The sequence below is a fragment of the Syntrophales bacterium genome (assembly GCA_030655775.1).
GTDB lineage: Bacteria > Desulfobacterota > Syntrophia > Syntrophales > JADFWA01 > JAUSPI01.
The window spans coordinates 1-17,719 of the sequence record JAUSPI010000207.1; the positions used below are offsets into that span (position 1 = coordinate 1).

Here is a 17,719-nt window from a genome sequence, read left to right on the forward strand (position 1 = left end):
AACAGTCCCACTAATAACATTCCTTCCCCGCGATCGAGTGTTCCATCCCAGCACAGGGCGTAGGCAACAAGATCGACAACAATGAGAAAGACCGCAGTCATTTTGAAAATATTTCTTGTCACCAATATCGGACTCAGGGACCTGAGTACAGCCAGCGATAATGCAAGGCCATCATCACAAATAACCGATCCTATGGCATTCCCCAGTGCGATTTCCGGTCTTCCCTGGAACGCAGAGATTACCGACACCATTAATTCAGGTGCGGTTGTAGCCATTCCGACAACAATTATCCCGATAAGGATTTTAGGTAAACGCAATACACAGGACAGGCCGACGGCTCCCTCCACAAACCAGTCCGCCGCTTTAGCCAGGATAGTGAAAGAGATTATCAAGACAATAAAGGCTATATATATATTAGCTATCTGCATTCATTCATCTCTATCGGCTTTTGACTACGCCCACCCTGTCACATTGCATTGAAACAGGACACTTGCTGCAGAATGGAGATACGGGGCGACAGATATTTTTGCCAAAGGTCACCATAAGAGTATTGTAAATAGACCAGTATTTTTGCGGGAGTTTTTCTTTAAGTGCATATTCGGTTTTTTCAGGTGTTCCTGTTTTGACGTAACCGAGGCGGTTTGAAATCCTGTGAACATGTATATCCACGCATATCTCTTTCCTGTTATATCCAAGAGCTGCCACGAGATTGGCGGTTTTTCTTCCCACCCCCTTCAGGGAAAGCAACTCTTCGGCGGTATCAGGAACTTTTGATTTGTACTTGTCAATCAACTCCCGACAGATATGGAGTATGGTCTTAGCCTTGTTTCTGTAAAAACCTACAGGGTAAATTGCTCTGATGATTTTTTCCTCGGAGAGTTTCAACATTTCCTCCGGAGTGGAAGCCAGGGCGAAAAGATTTTTACAGGCAACTGCTGTTATTTCATCCTTCGTCCTCAGACTCAGTAGTGTTGAAATGAGGATTTGAAAGGGACTGCGAGTTTTCTCTGCCAGCGATGATACAATGGGAGGCTCACAGATTTCCAACTCTCTTTTTAGGACATTGACTACCTTAACAATGTCATTATCATTCATTTATAGTAAGCACTCAGCGATCAAGCGATCAGCGTGATAAAAAAATCAGTCTTCCGCCCAATCCTTTGTTACCGAAATAAATTCAGCACAGGGTTTGGGCTGAATGCCGATGGCTGATAGCTGAACGCTTATAAGCTACATGTAACCTTCTTCATTGGCCAGCATATCAAGGTGTAATGTAGCGATGGCCTCAACGTCAAGGTTGGGTTCTTCTTTTATGTTTCTAAAGTCCACTGTTTTGATGTACCTTTTACAGACATTACATACATCGACTCGATATTTCTCATCATCTTCAACGGTAAAGTAGGCTAACGTTTGCTGTTCTTCGTTACCGCAGAATGGGCATTTAATGCGCATGAAGTTCCATTCGAGTCCGCACTGGTTGCAGAAAAGGAATCTTTGCCCCCCTTCTCCTCTTAATGTTCCTATCTTGGGTTCCTTGCCGCATATGGGACAGTACCCCTCAGACCATTCCGATTCTCCGATGATTTTACCGTACTTTTCTGCAAGGATTTCAAGGGCAGGCCTCAGGCTTTCTTCCAGAAATAATTCTACTAAATCAAGGGATTCATCATCCAGTTCTTTTAATATCTCTTCATCATTGTAGATTGCAAAAGAATCGCGAATAAATTTTTCATAATCAGTGGTGCCATTTTTAACTTTTTGGGCGAATTCTCTGGTTTCGTCAGGGGTTTGCTTTTCCGCTATTTTCAGGAGTGCCAGGAAGTATTTTTTAGGTTCGGCTAAATCAAACTTTCCACCCGAAAAATCAACCAGCGTCAATCCACCAGAAAGTTTTTTTTCTATAAGTTTTTCATCTATCGGGAAGATACTCTCGTTCATATTGTGTCGATATTCTTCCCGCAGGATCAAGGTTTCTTCCAGTATATCCAGTAGTTCCTCATAATGGGGGCTGTAGTTTTTGTATTTTTCTATCGTTTTTAGTGTATCCTTTAACATTTTGGCCATTAATTCAAGACCTCCTTTTTTATTTACCTCAATGAAACTCAGCGAACCTATATATCCTTTTTTTCAGAAGTTCAAGAAGTTCTTTGTGCCTCGGATTAAATACTGTAAACCTTTTCACCCGGCAGCACCGTAACACCGTTTTGTAACAGAACCTCAATTGCTGCATCTGTAGAATCGAACCTGAAAATCATAACCGCATTCTGTCCGCTTTTTTCCACAAATGCATACATATATTCTACCGTTATACCACTTTTCGATAGTACCTCAAGAATACTGTGCAAACCACCCGGTCGATCAGGTACCTCTACTGCTACTACGGTTGTACGGCCTACGGAAAAGCCATTTTCTTTTAGCACCTTCTTTGCGGCATCCACATCATTAACAATAAGTCGAAGGATGCCAAAGTCCGTTGTATCAGCAAGGAACAACGTCCTGATGTTTATGTCAGCATCCATCAATACCCTTGTTACACTTTCAAGACCCCCGGGCCTATTCTCCAGAAATATGGATATCTGTTCCACCTTCATATGACTGCCTCCTTACTAAAGAGAACTTTAAATGCTTCTTTTGTCTATTACACGACTGGCCTTACCTTCAAATCGCGGCAGGGTCTTTGGTTCCACCAGTTTTATCCTTGCCGAGACACCCAGGTAGTCTTTTATATCCTTCGCAATACGTCTTTCAATCTTTTGAAGCACCCTTACCTCATCTGAATCGGAAAGAACCTCTTCACTCACCTCTACATGTATCTCAAGGGCATCCAGCGAATCTTCTCTGTACACTACAAGCTGATAGTGGGGTTCAAGACCCTCTATGCCAATAAGAACGTTTTCTATCTGGGACGGGAATATATTGACACCCCTTATAATGAGCATGTCATCACTACGACCAGACACTCTGTCCATCCTCACATATGTTCTGCCACACCTGCATGGTTCCATCATCAGCTTTGATATATCCCTGGTTCGATACCGGATTAAGGGAAACGCCTCCTTTGTTATAGTGGTAAACACCAGCTCTCCCTCCTCACCGGACGGCAGAACTTCTCCTGTGTCTGGATTAATAGTTTCTACTATGAAATGATCTTCAAATATATGGAGACCTTTATGGCCCTCTCTGCATTCCATAGCCACCCCGGGACCCATGATCTCGGAAAGTCCATAAATATCAAGCGCTGTAATATTTAACTTGTTTTCTATTTCCTGTCTCATTTTTTCACTCCACGGTTCGGCACCAAGAATCCCGACGCGCAGCTTTAATGACCTCATATCTATTCCCATTTCTTCACCCTGTTCGGCAAGATAGAGGGCATACGAGGGTGTACAGCATATGGCCGTGGGGCCAAAATCCTGTAATATCATGATCTGTCTTTTTGTATTACCACCTGAAATAGGAATCACGCTTGCTCCAAGCATCTCCGCGCCATAATGTATTCCAAGCCCTCCGGTGAAAAGTCCATAACCGTAGGCATTATGTACAATATCGTTCTTAGTCACCCCCGCAGCAACGAAGGATCTGGCCATGAGTCTTGACCAGGTTTCAATGTCTCTCTTTGTATATCCAACAACAGTAGCCCTGCCAGTAATGCCCGACGATGCATGTAGCCTTACGATATTGCTCATTGGTACTGCAAAGAGGCCGAATGGATAATTATCTCTCAGGTCTTCTTTTGTAGTAAATGGAACCCTATGGAGATCGTTGAGAGTTTTTATGTCATCCGGGGTAATTCCAGCTTCATCAAAAGTTTTTCTGTAGAAACCTACAGTATGGTAAACACGTTGCACGACCTGCTGTAGTCTCTTCAGTTGTAAGGCTTCTAATACTTCTCTTGGCAACGTTTCAAATTCTTCATTGAAAATCATGGATCAGGGCCCCCTTTCAGTTGACGTTGTCATCTATTCTTCTACACATTGAGATCAAATGCAAGTTCAGTTTTGTCAGTTTATCAATAGGCTGGCACGGTTTTGGGTGTAATTCGCAAATAGGGCATAAAAAAAAGAGGATAGTTATAATGCCTAACCCCTTGATTTTACTGGTGCCGGAGCTCGGAATCGAACCGAGATGAGCTAAAGCCCGGGGGATTTTGAGTTTCATAAAGTGCATAACGCTGCGGTTACGAGGCTGGTGTAGGAGTGCATAGGTTGTTTTTATCGACGGTTTCAAATTGTCAAACCAAAAATCCAAACTTGAACCCCATAAGGCAAGGACATGGTCTTCACCTGTTACTCGCCTCCGCCCAGTACTGCGTAAAGCATCACCTGGTTGGCGAGTTTGGCCAGGCGGAGCGAAATGAGCCCCTGCTGCGCCGCATAGAGGGATCGCTGCGCATCAAGGACGCCCAGGTAGCTGTCAATCCCCTTTGTATAGCGTTTATTTGAGAGGCGATATGTTTCTGCAACTGCATTGACCAGAGATTGTTGCGCAGAGACCCGCTGGTCCACCGTGCCCTGCACGGCAAGGGTATCTGCCACTTCCCGGAAGGCTGTCTGAATCGCCTTCTCATACCGGGTCTGGACGATTTCCCGATCGGCTTTACTGACCCGCAGCGCGGCCCAGGTTCGGGCGTCAAAAATCGGCATAGTGATCCGCGGTACAAAGCTCCAGGTAGCCGACCCGGAGCTAAACAGACCGGACAGTTCTTCGCTTGCGGTTCCCACCGAGGTGGTCAGAGAAATGCGGGGGAAGAAGGCCGCCCGGGCCGCGCCGATAAAGGCATACGCCCCCTTGAGCCGATGTTCTGCTGCCATAATATCAGGCCGGCGCAGGAGCACTTCGGAAGACAGGCCTGGAGAAATTTCTTTGAAGGGACTGACGCTACTCAGGTCTGTCGGCAAGAACTCTTTCGGCACCGGAGAGCCTGCCAGAAGGTTCAGGGCGTTTTGATCCTGTGCCACCAATTGCGCAAAGCTGGCGACATCTCCCCGAGCCGCGTCTACCGGAATTTGCGCTCGTCGCAGATCAAGTTCAGTCGCGACACCAACATCATAACGCCTTTGAATTAAACTATAGGCCGCCTGTTGAGTTTCAAGGGTGGACCGGGCCAGTTTAAGGTTTCCCCGATCCGCGGCAAGGGTCAGGTACACCCTGGCAACCTCTGACATCAGCGCAATCTGTGCGCTGCGGCGGGCCTGCTCGGTGGCCAGGTACTCTTCTAACGCCCGATCTTTCAGGCTGCGGATGCGGCCGAAGAAATCGATCTCCCAGGAAGCAATACCCAGATTGACATCGTATCGTTCCACCGTCGTCGATTTTCCGGTGGTTGAAAGATCGGCGGGCACACGTTGCTTACTCCCCGCACCAACCGCATTGACCGTGGGGAACAGTTCAGCCCGTTGAATGCCGTACAGCGCGCGCGCCCTTTCCACATTCAAGGCGGCAAGCCGCAGATCCCGGTTATTGTCCAAGGCCATCTCAATAATTTTTTGCAGCTGTTCGTCGGCAAAAAATTCCTGTCGGCTCAGCTCCGGGGCTGCCGGCGCTCCGGGCATGGCCTGTGTGTCTTTGTAGGCCGCCCCCTGTGGCCACTGTGCCGGGATCGGCGCCTGGGGCTGTGTGTATTTTGGTGCCAGGGTGCAGCCGCCCAGAAAGAGGACGATTCCAACCAGTAGAAACAACAGTTGTCTATTCATATCCTTCATCCCCTGACGTATTTTTATCAACGTGTTTCATCGTTACCCTCTTTCTGTGTTTTCCTAATGCCCTATAGATCATCACATAAAAGAGCGGCGCGAACAAAATCACCAGAAAGGTGGAGGTCACCATCCCTCCCAGCACTCCGATGCCGATGGCATTTTGCGCACCCGCTCCGGCGCCGGTCGCAAGGGCGAGCGGCAGGACACCGAATCCGAAGGCCAGTGAGGTCATGATGATGGGACGCAGTCTTATTTTTGACGCTTCCAGTGTCGCCTCGATCAGCCCCGCCCCCTCGTCGACCCTGGCTCTGGCGAACTGGACGATCAGGATGGCGTTCTTGGTGGTCAGGCCCAGGATGGTCAGCAGCCCGATCTGGAAATAGACATCAGTGGGCATCCCCCGCATGGTCGAAGCGATAACCCCGCCGATGACCCCAAGGGGCAGGATCAGCAGAATCGCGATGGGGATGGGCCAGCTCTCGTACAGGGCCGCCAGTACCAGGAAGATCACGAAAATGGAAAACGCGTACAGCAGGGGCGCCTGGGAGCTGGCCATCCGCTCCTGGTAGGAAAGCCCGGTCCAGTCAAAGCCTATCCCCTGGGGCAGCTTCGAGACGATTTCTTCCATGGCCTGCATCGCCTCGCCGGAACTCCTCCCCGGCGCCGGCTCGCCCCAGATTTCGATGGACGGAAAACCGTTGTAGCGCTCCAGCTTGGGAGAACCCATGGTCCAGTGCCCGGAGGCAAAGGAAGAAAAGGGGACCATCTTGCCCACGGTGTTACGAACATACAGTTTTTTCAAATCTTTCGGCAGCATGCGATAAGGGGCGTCCGCCTGGACGAATACCCTCTTGACCCGCCCGGCCTGGATAAAGTCGTTGACATAGGCGCCGCCGAAGGCCGCCGCGATGGTGTTGTGAATGGAGGTAATGGGAACCCCCAGGGCGCCGGCCTTTTCCCAATCCACGGCAACCCGGTATTCGGGCAGATCTTCCATGCCGTTGGGCCGGACCCTGATCAATCTCAGATCATGGGCCGCCATGCCGAGGAGCTGGTTGCGAGCTGCCATCAGGGCCTCGTGGCCCACGCCGCCACGGTCCTGCAACTGAAAATCAAACCCGGTGGCATTGCCCAGTTCGATGACCGCCGGCGGCGGGAAGGCGAACACCATGGCGCCTTTTATCTGTGAAAACGCTACCATGGCCCTGCCGGCAATGGCCCCGACCTTCAGGTCCGGCCGCTCGCGCAGCTTCCAGTCCTTGAGCTTCGCAAATCCCAGGCCCATGTTCTGCCCCTGGCCGCTATAGCTCACACCTGGGATCGACATGAAGGAGTCCACCCCGTCCTTCTCCTGCGTCAGAAAATGGTCCCTGACCTTATCCATGACCTTCTCAGTCTGCTCCAGGGTCGAACCCGACGGAAGCATAGCCTGGACCAGCAGGATCCCCTGGTCTTCATCGGGGAGGTAGGCGGTGGGCATGCGCTGAAACAAATACCCCATGGCTGCAACAATCAGCAGAAACAGGAACAGGTAGCGCAGTTTTTTGGCCAGAACGCGGCCGACCAGTCTTACATACAGTTCTCTGGCGCGAAAAAAGACGCGGTCAAACCACCTGAAAAAGGGGCGCAGAAAAAAGACGGCATTGTCTGAGGGTTTATGCCCCGCCAGCACCGGTTTGAGGAGCGATGCGCAGAGGACCGGGGTCAGGATCAGGGCCACGAGAACCGAAAGCAGCATGGAAGCGGCAATGGTCACGGAAAACTGGCGGTAGATGACCCCGGTGGAACCGGGAAAGAACGCCATGGGGCCGAATACCGCCGAAAGCACCAGCCCGATGCCGATCAGGGCGCTGGTAATCTGGTCCATGGACTTGCGCGCGGCTTCCTTGGGAGAAAGCCCCTCCTCGCTCATGATCCTCTCCACGTTCTCCACCACCACGATGGCATCGTCCACGAGGAGACCGATGGCAAGGACCATGGCGAACATGGTCAGCATGTTGATGGAGAAGCCGAAAAGCCCCAGAACCGCGAAGGTCCCCAGGAGCACCACCGGCACCGCGATGGTCGGAATCAGCGTGGCCCGGAAGGTCCCCATGAAAAGATACATGATCAGAAAGACCAGCAGGATCGCCTCGAACAGAGTCTTGACCACCTCGTCGATAGCCACCCTGGTAAAGGGGGTGGTGTCGTAGGGATAAATCACCTTCATGCCGGGGGGGAAATACCGGCTCATCTCTTCCAGTTTCTGCTTGACGGCATCGGCCGTACCCAGGGCATTGGCGCCGGAAGCCTGCCGGATGGCCATGGCGGCGGTGGGTTTGCCGTTGTAATTGGCTACGATATCGTAACGCTCGCTTCCCAGTTCCGTCCGTCCGATGTCCTTGATACGTACCACAGAGCCGTCCGGATTGGTGCGGATGGGGATGGCGGCAAACTCCTCCGGGGTCTGGAGCAGATGCTGGACAATGATGGAAGCGTTCAGGCGCTGGCCTTTCACAGCCGGCGCTCCGCCGAACTGGCCGGCGGAGACCTCCACGTTGTAAGCCCGAAGCTTCTGGACGACATCTTCCACCGTAAGGTGGTAATCGGTCAGCTTATCCGGATTCAGCCAGACTCGCATCGAATACTGGGATCCGAAATTTTCGACCTCACCCACACCCGGCACCCGCGACAGTATTTTCTCCAGATTGGATTGCGCGTAGTCCCGCAGGTCTTCGCCGTTCATGCTGCCGTCTTCCGAGATTAGCCCCACGATTATCAGGTAGTTTTTGGTCGATTTGCTGACCTTAACACCGGAGCGCTGAACCACATCGGGCAGACTGGCCATAGCGAGCTGGAGCTTGTTCTGCACCTTGGACCAAGCGAGATCAGGGTCGGTCCCAGGGGCAAAGGTCAACTGGATGCGGGACGCGCCGGATGAAGAACTGGTGCCAGAGAGGTACAGCATCTTGTCTAAACCGGTCATCTTCTGCTCGATGATCTGCGTCACGCTGTCTTCAACGGTCTCGGCCGAGGCGCCGGGATAAAATGCATCGATGGCGATGGAAGGCGGGGCGATGGGGGGATACTGCGATATGGGCAGATTGTAGATCGCCAGCCCACCAGCCGCCATCATGACGATGGCGATGACCCAGGCGAAGACCGGACGATCCAGAAAAAATTTTGATAACATGACACGCCTCCGTTAATTCGATTCAGCAGTCGGCCGGGCCGTATTTTCAGGTGCCGCACCCTTCGTTCCATCCTCTTTAAAAAGAACAACCTTCACGGAAATGCCGGGTTTCACCTTTTGTATCCCCTCGACGATCACCCGGTTGCCGGGAGCAAGGCCGGCTGAGACGAGCCACTTGTCGCCGATGGCCCGGTCAAGCGTGAGCATTAGTTGATCAACCTTGCCCTCGGCATTCACGATCAGCGCAAAGGGATTCCCCTTGCGATCGCGGGACACACCCTGCTGAGGAACCAGGATAGCCTGCTCATCGACACCTTCTTCCATCACTGCTCGGACGAACACGCCCGGCAGCAGAACTCCATTCGGATTGGGAAAGACAACTCGCAGGATGACCGAGCCTGTCGTTGGATCTACCGTGACACCGCGAAACTGCAGCGTCCCTTCCAGTGGATATGCCGTCCCGTCTTCCAGGATGAGCTTGACCTTTTTCTGACTTGCTCCGTTTTGATCCAGATGGCCACCCTCCAAGCGGCGCTTCAGGCGCAACACTTCGGTGGTGGATTGGGGCACATCCACGTAAGTGGGATCCAGTTGTTGAATGGTTGCCAGGGCAACGGGCTGATACCCCGTTACGATAGCGCCCTCTGTCACGCTGGATCTGCCGATCCGTCCGGAGATGGGGGCTGTAATCTTGGCATATCCCAGGTTTATGCGCGCCGTCTTAACCATCGCCCTCCAATACTCAATGTCGGCTTGGACCTGTGTCAGGGCGGCAGCCGCGTCGTCGTAGTCCTGCTGGCTCACCGCTTTCTCCGCAAGTAATTCCCTGTAACGCTCGGCCCTCGACCTGAGCGCAGACAGATTGGCTTCAGCCCGGCCGAGGGCGGCCTTGGCATTGTCGAGCGCCGCCTGAAAGGGAGCGGGATCGATCTGATAGAGCGCCTGGCCGGCCTTGACATCGGAACCTTCCGTAAACAAGCGTTTCTGTATAAGACCGTTGACCTGGGGCCGGATCTCCGCTACACGGAAGGCAGACGTGCGGCCCGGCAATTCAGTGGTCAATACAACCTTTTGGGGTTGGACCGTTATCACGGCCACTTCCGGTACCTGGGGCGGGGGTTGTGATCGCTCGGTGCCGTCGCAACCTCCAAGCAAAAGGCCGGCCGACAGGGCCACTAAAACCACACTCCATTTAAGGGGTTCATAAGCAGTTCTATTAAGTTGCATCAAATTCTCCTATTATAAATGATAAGTAAAGGGAATATCCGGAATGACGTTCGGGATCTCATGCATGGAGACATTGCGGTACCCCTTACTTCCTCCGCCTTAATCCTTCCATGAATATGTTTGTAATCTGCTTTGCATCTTTTTCAACATCGCCGGAAATCCCGTCATGGATACGCTGCATCACCATTCCAATATTGGCTTCTATAAACATGGCGGCAACCTTCATCGAATCCAGAGGGGAAAACAGACCCTGTCTTATACCATCATCCAGGACATCGGCCATCCGCTTTATGGAAGTCCGGTACCTAATGTCGGTATAACGGGATCTCCCCGAATGCGCCCTCTCCCGATCAAAAAAGAGGACACGGATCAGATCCTTGTGCTCGTCGAAGAACCGCAAATGACAGAGAGCAAATTCCGCCAGCTTTCTGTCAGGGGGATGATCGTCATCCAGCAGGACAGACAATTCTCTGATCAGGGGATCAAAACTCGCATCAATGGCCGCGTCCAGGATCTCTTCCTTGTTTGTGAAATAGACGTACAGCGTTCCCTTCGCAACGCCGGCTTTCGTTGCCACTCGGTCCATCGTCAGGCCCTGAATGCCGTTGCGCATCAGCAAACTGATAACAGCATCGAGAATCCCCTGCCGTGTCAGGGCCTCTATGGCCTTTTTCCGTTCCTGTTTTTTGTCGCCATCCATAACAGCAAACCCCCCGGTCATTTTTTTGACCAGGTGGTCACATATAAGCTTTATGGTTGGTTGTCAAGGGAAATTTAAAATGATATCGGTTTTTTGTTTTGACTTTCATAAAAAGGCCAAGAATCTGATTGTCAGGTTACCCCTGCCGGATTGGGCTTTTGAAATTTTGCGGAACGTACCTCACCATCTTCATTCGCCTTATGTTTTTTGCCGCCTGAGTGAGAAACGGAGCGGGGGACCTTACAGGGAGATCAGAGGGGGTTTTCATAATGCCTGCGATAGGGCCGGTTTGAGGAAAATTAGAATACATGATCTCAGACATACGTTTGCGAGTTGGGTGGCTGCACGTGAAACTCCAAACATCGACAATTAAGGATTTAATGGGCCATTCTACCTTGGCAATGGTGAGCCGATATACTCACGCTGGAGACCGGCTTTTACTTGAAATATCAAATAAAAAACCAACCCCAGAGGGGCTGGTTTTGGGATAACCCCTGAAAGGGGATAATTTGCCTTTGCCCCCTGAGGAGGCAAAGGTTGAGCTGCCTCCAGTCTTTAAATTAGTACCTTGATTTCTCTGCTTTCTTTTCCTGGTTTTCTTGGTACTTTACATACTTTCGGATCATTTCTTCGTCCAAACCTACTGTATCAACACAGTAGCCTCTGGCCCAGAAATGGTTCCCCCAATAGGGTTTTTGCTTCAGCTTACGAAACTTATTCAGCACTCGTATCGCTGTCCTGCCTTTTACTGTCCCAACGTAATTTGAGACAGATATTTTGGGAGGAAGCATTACAAGAAGGTGTACATGGTCAATCCGGATGTTCAATTCCTGAACTTCACATCTCTGTTGTTCTGAAAACATCTTAATACATTCAAGTACTTCTTCTTTGATCTCACCTTTTAAGATTCTGAACCTGTACTTTGGGACCCATACAATGTGGTACTGGCAATGCCATAGCGTTTGTGATAGTTTACGGAATCTGCTCATTTTGTTACTCCTTGGTTGTGGTTGTTATGGAGACAACTCAACCTTGGGGTAACAAATTACTGTTCAGATGGCAAAGCCACTGAACTCTGACCTTGCCCTGAGGGCAAGGTTTTCACTGTTAGAATAAAATTAAGCGGTCTTCGGGAAAACATGCTAACCATTATGCTAATAACAGGGATTTGGGCATAAAAAAAGAGGATAGTTATAATACCTAACCCCTTGGTTTTACTGGTGCCGGAGCTCGGAATCGAACCGAGATGAGCTAAAGCCCGGGGGATTTTGAGTCCCCTGCGTCTACCTGTTTCACCACTCCGGCACTGCAAGAAATTATATTTGTTGATAATTGAATGTCAAGAAAAATGCATTGACAATTCGTCAAGGTGCATGTTAAGCCACTGCTGTAGTTTTAATCGTAATAGTCAAGTGGGGCTGTAGCTCAGTTGGGAGAGCGCATGACTGGCAGTCATGAGGTCAGGGGTTCGACCCCCCTCAGCTCCACCAGAAAATTTAAGGGCTTACGGGTAAATGTAAGCCCTTTTCTTTTTCTGAGTTCCGAGTTCCGAGTTTAAAGTTCAAAGTTTAAATCGAGACCCAGAACCCGGAACTTTAAACTCGAAACTTTGAACTACGCTTACAGTTCACTGATATCCTTTGTTATTTTTATTTCCCCCCTTTTCATCATAGATGTTTTGGTTTCCTCTATCCATGACTGGAAACATTCCTGCTCCTTTATTCTCAGCAGAAGATTTTTGAGTTCTGCCTTTTTAGTTTCGTAATCCTTATCGTTCAATTTTTCCGCTTCTTTGAATTTTATTATCACAAAATTTCCGTCCACATTAAAGACATCATCCGGATAGGGATTATTCTCCGAGATCTGGAAAAGAGACTCTTGAAGCTTTTCTGAAAAGCCGATCTTGGGTATGTTGGGATTCGGAATAAAGAACCCTGTGTCTGATATTTTAAGCAGTTTCTCCCGGGAGAGCCTGCTGATGTCTTCTCTGTTTTTCAGACGGCGGAGAATCTCTTCAGCTTCTTGTCTGCATAATCTTTCAGATTCTCTTTCGAGATAATCTTTTTTAACAACCTTTCCGGCTTCCGAAAGGGCAGGTATGTGAGAGGGGTTCCTGGAAACGAACTTTATAACGTAAAATCCTTTCGAAGATGACAGGACAGAACTTATTTCTCCTTCTTGTAAGCCGAATATATATTTATTAACATCTTTGATCTGGACGAGTTCCGGAGGCGGATTGTTCCCGGTAAAAAACCCTGTCTTGCTTATCTTCAAGCCATTCTTGGTTGCATAGTCCTCAAAACTTTCTTCCTGGTAGATTATGTCGTGTGCCTTTTTGGCCTCACTCCACGCGGCAGCCATCCCCTTCATTGACCTTATTTCGGCAATTATTTTATCTTTTACCTCATGAAGGGGGAGGGACTCCCCGCTCGATTTTGCAAATTTGGTTTTGTTAAGATCATAAAAGTCTTTAACCTCTTCATCTTTTGCCTCAATTGTATTTGCAAAATCCCCTCCGAAAAATGCAATGTATTTAACCTGTACCTTTTCCGGAACGCGAAAGTCTTCACGATGTTTTTCAAAGTGTCTTTTTAGATCAGAGTCAGTTAGTTTTACTCTTTTTTTGAAGCCATTGATAGCAATCTTGATAAATTCCAGGTTTATCTTTTCATTTTGAATCCTGTAGATGTCATGTACTTCCTTTTCAGAGACCTTAACAGATTCCTTAATGAGTTTATCCAATTTTGCGATCTTGAATGCCATCTTCTGCGAGATTTCAAAGTTCTCAGGACTCATCCTGTAATGGCGAAGTATCTGCTGGTATTTATTATTGTCAAAAATGCCGTTGTTCTGGAAGGCCGGGTATGAAAGTATGAAAGCTCTGACCTCATCATCGCTCACACTCAGTTTTAGTTCGTCGGCTTTCCGTACAGCAACGGCACGGTCGATCAGGTTGTTGAGCGCCTGTTGCTTCAGGTTCAATTTTTCCAGAATATCCTCTGTTAAACTATTTCCCAAACGCTGTCGGTAAAGGTTAATGAGGTTTTGGTGCTCGTTCCGAAAGTCGGTATAAGAAATAATCTTGTCGTCTATTATGGCAACAGATTCTGCCTGCTCCCTCCCCCTGATGGAACCGAAGTAAAATATAAAAACAATTATTATAATGCCTAATAGTAGCTTCATTAGCCAGTTTCTGGCATGTTTTCTCATTGAACGGAGCATAGAATGTTTCCTCTTCTTTGTTTCTTGTAACTGCTTCATGTCTGAGTGGATACTCTCCGGCGTTAGTAGTACAGTAACGTGTAAAATGCAATGATTTTCTGGAAAAATGAATTGATTGGACAGATAAAATAAGATATATAAACTGTTTGTAATTATATATAATAAGAAGTATAAAGTTTTAGTTCCGTACAAACTCATAAGAAAATAGGGAGGAGAGGCCTTGCTATTCGATTTTATTTTTGGAAAGCTTTCCAATGATCTGGCAATAGACCTGGGGACGGCAAATACGCTTGTTTATGTGAAGGGGAAGGGGATAGTGTTGAGCGAACCTTCGGTCGTTGCTGTTCACAGGGATTCGAAAGGAATTAAAAAAGTGCTCGCCGTCGGTGCGGAAGCCAAAAAGATGTTGGGCAGAACACCGGGCAATATAGTGGCAATAAGGCCGATGAGAGACGGTGTTATTGCTGATTTCGATATTACAGAAGCGATGTTGCGCCATTTTATACTGCGCGTACATAACCGCAGGACTCTGGTTCGTCCAAGAATTATTATTTCCATACCTTCCGGAATCACACAGGTTGAGAGAAGAGCTGTCAAGGAAACTGCTGAATCCGCTGGAGCCAGAGAGGTCTATCTTATTGAAGAACCTATGGCAGCAGCGATAGGTGCCGGCCTGCCAATAACGGAACCGATAAGTTCCATGGTTGTCGATATCGGTGGGGGTACTACCGAGGTCGCTGTAATATCACTGTCAGGTATAGTTTATTCAAAGTCCGTACGTGTTGCCGGCGACAAAATGGATGAGGCAATAGTGCAGACTATGAAAAGAAAATACAGTCTTCTGATCGGGGAAAGATCAGCAGAAATCATAAAGACAACCATCGGGTGTGCATATCCGGAGGATGAGTTGAGGACAATAGAAGTAAAGGGAAGAGATCTTATATCAGGCATTCCAAAAATTATAGAAATTGATTCAGAAGAGGTAAGGGAAGCAATAATGGAGCCGATAATTATTATCGTCGATACCATCAAGAGTGCCCTTGAGCAGATTCCTCCGGAATTAGCAGGTGATATTGTTGACAGAGGGATTGTATTGTCCGGTGGTGGAGCACTTTTAAGAAATATGGATCTTCTCATAAGAGAAGAAACCGGTCTTCCCGTAACAATAGCTGATGATCCACTTTCGACAGTGGTTAGAGGGGCAGGCATGGCCCTTGATGAGTTAACTTTATTGAAAGAAGTCGCGGTTCAATCATAACAGGCATTCAGCTATAAGCTTCTGAATTAAAAAACGAATAAGTTAAGTGTCCTTGCTTTCTCCTCGCCTTGAGCTTATTAAAGCCTTTCAAGTCGCACCTTCCTTCAGATCTAAGGCTGACTTCTGATAGCTGGGCGCTTATATAAAAAGACAAAAGTATGATTGCTTGCTTGCTCATGTGAGAAATGTTATTTCCTAAGAAATATCAGCCAATTATTATAGCACTCATTTTCATAATCATCTCTATTGTAATTCTTTCCTTAAACCTCCGACAGTCAGGGGAAACATATCTTCCCAGAAAACTGGTTCTGGAAGCAGCGACACCCTTAGAAAGTATTGTCAACTCGTCTATAGAATGTGTAAGCAATATATGGAAAAGGTATATCTTTTTAGTGGGCCTGGAGGAAGAAAACAGAAGGCTTCGAAAGAAGGTTGCTTCTTTAACAAAAGAGATTAACTATTATCAGGAAATTTATCTTGAGGGGATGCGGTTAAAGAAACTCCTCGCACTAAAAGGAAAAGTTGATTATCCCACTGTTGCTGCCAGGGTTATAGGCAGAAGCAGGTCATCTGTATTTAAAACGACATTAATCAACATAGGAACTACAGATGGTGTAAGATTGGGGTCCCCTGTTTTGATCGATGAAGGCATTATAGGCAGGATCATAGAAACTTCATGGAATGTGTCAAGGGTTCTTCTTTTGATAGACTACAACAGCAATGTTGCTGCTCTTATCCAGGGAAGCAGAGCGCAGGGAGTGCTGCAGGGGCGCGGTTCTGAAGGATGCATCTTAAAATATATTCATCGGTCGGAAGAGGTTCAGGCAGGGGATAAGATAATTTCCTCAGGCCTGGCCGGTGTTTTCCCCAAAGGGGTGCTTCTCGGTACTGTCACGAGAGTGAAAAAGAAAAAGTTCGGTTTGTTTCAGGAAATTGAAGTAACCCCGGTTGTTGATTTTTCCAAGCTCGAAGAGGTCATTGTGATATTACCAGATGAGGTAAATAAAAAATGATATATTATCTCATTTTACCGGTATTTTCCTTGGTACTTGTTGTTTTGCAAACGACTGTCCTTGATCTTTTTTTCCTGGGCAAGATAGGATTTGAAGTTTCGCTGATACTGGTTGTGTGGGCTGGCTTTCACCTGGACGTTATGAAAGGTGGAATTCTATCTTTTGTTCTCGGTTTTTTTCTCGATTGTATCACCGGTTCGATGACAGGTTTTTTCATATTCATATATGTTGTAATATTTTTCTTTTCCAAAGTTGTTTCCTTGAGAGTTTATGCGGAAGGAATAGCGTTCATAATGGGTTTTACTTTTATGTGTGTTTTTTCAAAAGGGCTTATTACTGTTTTAATCTATAAATTTATCTATAGTGTATATATATCTCATAATGTTTTAGAAATCTTTTTACCTCAGGCATTGGTAGCCGGCGTGCTCAGTCCGGTACTTTTTTCCATGTTTGACAAATTAGAGGTTTTGTTGGATGCCCAAAGTTCAGGATAATTTAACAAGATACGATCCGAGCAAGTTCAGAAAAAAGTTCAAGGTTTTGTTGTGGGTGGTGTTAATTGCACTATCCGTTCTAATTGCCAGAATGTGGAGTCTCCAGGTCGTCAAGGGGGATGTATTAAGACAGAGATCCGAGAACAACAGGATTCGTCTTCGCGAAATCAAACCTTTAAGGGGCCTCATTAAAGATATTAAAGAAAATGTTCTGGTAGACAATCAGGCTTCCTTTGATATTTCAATTGTTCCGGAGGATGCCGGACACGTCAATGCTATCGTAAAAAATTTGGAGGTTCTGTATACCAATAAAGGTCTTAAATTGTCTGGAATTAATATCCCCCCTGAAAAAAAAAGGAGAAAACCGTTCGTGCCGATTAAGCTTGAGAGAGAGATAAGCAGGGAGAAACTTGCCATAGCCACAACTAACTCTCTAGATCTGCCGGGCATAGTTGTTGATGTAATGCCTGTCAGAGAATATATTTTGGGAGAGATGATGGCGCATATTCTCGGTTACGTGGGCGAAATCAGTAGTAGTGAATTGAGAATAGATACTTCTAATATCTATAAGCCTGGTGATATGGTGGGGAAACATGGAATCGAGAAATATCTGGATAAATACCTAAAAGGGGAAAGTGGCGGGGAACAGACAGAAGTGAATGTTGCCGGCAGAGAATTACAAGTCCTTGGAAAGATCGACCCCGTGCCCGGCTATAATGTTGTTCTTACTATAGATTCTAATCTTCAAAAGATTGCGCAGGATGCTTTTGAAGGAAAGGCGGGTTCAGTTGTCGTGATGGATCCCCGTGATGGTTCAGTATTGGTTATGTTGAGTAGGCGCTCTTTTGATCCTAAGATGTTTAACCGGGGTATATCTGCAGATAACTTGGAATGGCTTTTAAGCAACACCTTGCACCCGTTGTAAAACAGGGCTATT

15 protein-coding genes and 2 tRNA genes are annotated in these 17,719 nt (G+C 47.7%); 5 read left to right on the plus strand and 12 right to left on the minus strand.

What is annotated here, in order from left to right; all coding sequences use genetic code 11:
* The 11 genes from Q7J27_10980 to Q7J27_11030 form a co-directional block, all read right to left on the minus strand.
* A partial coding sequence (locus tag Q7J27_10980) for a hypothetical protein (protein MDO9529667.1) occupies window positions 1–428 on the minus strand: 428 nt, incomplete at its 3' end.
* Window positions 429–438: 10 nt separating this feature from the next.
* A complete protein-coding gene (nth, locus tag Q7J27_10985; GenBank protein ID MDO9529668.1) occupies window positions 439–1,095 on the minus strand; it encodes an endonuclease III in 657 nt (218 codons plus the stop codon).
* Window positions 1,096–1,230: 135 nt separating this feature from the next.
* A complete protein-coding gene (locus Q7J27_10990; GenBank protein MDO9529669.1) occupies window positions 1,231–2,064 on the minus strand; it encodes a formate dehydrogenase accessory protein FdhE in 834 nt (277 codons plus the stop codon).
* A 95-nt stretch (window positions 2,065–2,159) separates the two neighbouring features.
* Entirely contained in the window at window positions 2,160–2,591 is a 432-nt protein-coding gene (locus Q7J27_10995) for an ACT domain-containing protein (protein MDO9529670.1), read from the minus strand.
* Between the two features lie 27 nt (window positions 2,592–2,618).
* A complete protein-coding gene (locus Q7J27_11000; GenBank protein ID MDO9529671.1) occupies window positions 2,619–3,926 on the minus strand; it encodes a phenylacetate--CoA ligase in 1,308 nt (435 codons plus the stop codon).
* 360 nt (window positions 3,927–4,286) lie between these two features.
* Window positions 4,287–5,693 (minus strand): efflux transporter outer membrane subunit, encoded by a 1,407-nt coding sequence (locus Q7J27_11005; protein MDO9529672.1) that lies wholly within the window; start codon window positions 5,691–5,693, stop codon window positions 4,287–4,289.
* Window positions 5,686–8,868 (minus strand): efflux RND transporter permease subunit, encoded by a 3,183-nt coding sequence (locus tag Q7J27_11010; GenBank protein ID MDO9529673.1) that lies wholly within the window; start codon window positions 8,866–8,868, stop codon window positions 5,686–5,688. The genes Q7J27_11005 and Q7J27_11010 overlap by 8 nt, the downstream gene beginning before the upstream one ends.
* Before the next feature lie 12 nt (window positions 8,869–8,880).
* Window positions 8,881–10,095: an efflux RND transporter periplasmic adaptor subunit gene (locus Q7J27_11015; protein ID MDO9529674.1), complete on the minus strand. Its 1,215-nt coding sequence runs from the start codon at window positions 10,093–10,095 to the stop codon at window positions 8,881–8,883.
* An 85-nt stretch (window positions 10,096–10,180) separates the two neighbouring features.
* Complete coding sequence (locus Q7J27_11020) at window positions 10,181–10,795, minus strand: TetR/AcrR family transcriptional regulator (protein ID MDO9529675.1); 615 nt, start codon at window positions 10,793–10,795, stop codon at window positions 10,181–10,183.
* Between the two features lie 560 nt (window positions 10,796–11,355).
* Window positions 11,356–11,784: an IS200/IS605 family transposase gene (gene tnpA / locus Q7J27_11025; GenBank protein ID MDO9529676.1), complete on the minus strand. Its 429-nt coding sequence runs from the start codon at window positions 11,782–11,784 to the stop codon at window positions 11,356–11,358.
* Between the two features lie 229 nt (window positions 11,785–12,013).
* Window positions 12,014–12,100: transfer RNA gene (locus Q7J27_11030), tRNA-Leu, on the minus strand.
* Between the two features lie 109 nt (window positions 12,101–12,209).
* Between Q7J27_11030 and Q7J27_11035 the strand changes: the two genes are divergently transcribed.
* Window positions 12,210–12,285 (plus strand) — tRNA-Ala (locus tag Q7J27_11035).
* A 130-nt stretch (window positions 12,286–12,415) separates the two neighbouring features.
* On the opposite strand, the gene Q7J27_11040 is transcribed toward Q7J27_11035, so the two are convergent.
* A complete protein-coding gene (locus Q7J27_11040) occupies window positions 12,416–14,056 on the minus strand; it encodes a SurA N-terminal domain-containing protein (GenBank protein MDO9529677.1) in 1,641 nt (546 codons plus the stop codon).
* 181 nt (window positions 14,057–14,237) lie between these two features.
* Between Q7J27_11040 and Q7J27_11045 the strand changes: the two genes are divergently transcribed.
* From Q7J27_11045 to Q7J27_11060, 4 genes are all read left to right on the plus strand, one after another.
* Window positions 14,238–15,275 carry a rod shape-determining protein gene (locus tag Q7J27_11045; GenBank protein MDO9529678.1) on the plus strand — a complete coding sequence of 346 codons (1,038 nt, stop codon included), beginning with the start codon at window positions 14,238–14,240 and terminating at the stop codon, window positions 15,273–15,275.
* A 185-nt stretch (window positions 15,276–15,460) separates the two neighbouring features.
* Window positions 15,461–16,288 (plus strand): rod shape-determining protein MreC, encoded by an 828-nt coding sequence (gene mreC / locus Q7J27_11050; protein MDO9529679.1) that lies wholly within the window; start codon window positions 15,461–15,463, stop codon window positions 16,286–16,288.
* A complete protein-coding gene (locus Q7J27_11055) occupies window positions 16,285–16,782 on the plus strand; it encodes a hypothetical protein (protein ID MDO9529680.1) in 498 nt (165 codons plus the stop codon). The genes mreC and Q7J27_11055 overlap by 4 nt, the downstream gene beginning before the upstream one ends.
* Complete coding sequence (locus tag Q7J27_11060) at window positions 16,763–17,707, plus strand: hypothetical protein (GenBank protein ID MDO9529681.1); 945 nt, start codon at window positions 16,763–16,765, stop codon at window positions 17,705–17,707. Before Q7J27_11055 ends, Q7J27_11060 begins: the two co-directional genes overlap by 20 nt.
* Window positions 17,708–17,719: the final 12 nt, after the last annotated feature.

Excerpts from the sequence above, each read along its gene's own strand:
- nth (MDO9529668.1), bottom strand. The coding sequence starts at position 1,095 with ATGAATGATAATGACATTGTTAAGGTAGTCAATGTCCTAAAAAGAGAG.
- Q7J27_10990 (MDO9529669.1), bottom strand. The coding sequence starts at position 2,064 with ATGGCCAAAATGTTAAAGGATACACTAAAAACGATAGAAAAATACAAA.
- Q7J27_10995 (MDO9529670.1), bottom strand. The coding sequence starts at position 2,591 with ATGAAGGTGGAACAGATATCCATATTTCTGGAGAATAGGCCCGGGGGT.
- Q7J27_11000 (MDO9529671.1), bottom strand. The coding sequence starts at position 3,926 with ATGATTTTCAATGAAGAATTTGAAACGTTGCCAAGAGAAGTATTAGAA.
- Q7J27_11005 (MDO9529672.1), bottom strand. The coding sequence starts at position 5,693 with ATGAATAGACAACTGTTGTTTCTACTGGTTGGAATCGTCCTCTTTCTG.
- Q7J27_11010 (MDO9529673.1), bottom strand. The coding sequence starts at position 8,868 with ATGTTATCAAAATTTTTTCTGGATCGTCCGGTCTTCGCCTGGGTCATC.
- Q7J27_11015 (MDO9529674.1), bottom strand. The coding sequence starts at position 10,095 with ATGCAACTTAATAGAACTGCTTATGAACCCCTTAAATGGAGTGTGGTT.
- Q7J27_11020 (MDO9529675.1), bottom strand. The coding sequence starts at position 10,795 with ATGGATGGCGACAAAAAACAGGAACGGAAAAAGGCCATAGAGGCCCTG.
- tnpA (MDO9529676.1), bottom strand. The coding sequence starts at position 11,784 with ATGAGCAGATTCCGTAAACTATCACAAACGCTATGGCATTGCCAGTAC.
- Q7J27_11040 (MDO9529677.1), bottom strand. The coding sequence starts at position 14,056 with ATGAAGCAGTTACAAGAAACAAAGAAGAGGAAACATTCTATGCTCCGT.
- mreC (MDO9529679.1), top strand. The coding sequence starts at position 15,461 with ATGTTATTTCCTAAGAAATATCAGCCAATTATTATAGCACTCATTTTC.
- Q7J27_11055 (MDO9529680.1), top strand. The coding sequence starts at position 16,285 with ATGATATATTATCTCATTTTACCGGTATTTTCCTTGGTACTTGTTGTT.
- Q7J27_11060 (MDO9529681.1), top strand. The coding sequence starts at position 16,763 with ATGCCCAAAGTTCAGGATAATTTAACAAGATACGATCCGAGCAAGTTC.